Annotated in this window: 1 pseudogene; it reads left to right on the forward strand. The window is 65.7% G+C overall.

Features of this window, described 5'->3' with window-relative positions:
* Positions 1 to 236 (forward strand): annotated as a pseudogene (locus tag AC3II9_RS22495) (IS110-like element ISMmg1 family transposase); the annotation flags it as partial.

The following is a 236-nucleotide window of genomic DNA, read 5'->3' on the forward strand; positions in this document are numbered from 1 at the left end:
CTCAAGACCCAGGAGCAGTTGGACATCCAGACGCTCCACCGGGTTCGCTCGCGCCTGGTGGCTGAGCGCAGGAGCCTGACCAACCAGTTGCGGGCGATCCTGCTGGAGCGCGGGACCATTTTCCCGGTTGGGCGGCGCAAGCTGGAACTCGGCATCGATGCCCTGCTGGCCGATGAGGATACGACCTTGTCACCGCGTCTGCGCCAGTTGGTGGCCGAACTGCGTGCCGAATGGCG

The sequence above is a fragment of the Lysinibacillus sp. RU7 genome (assembly GCF_057837305.1).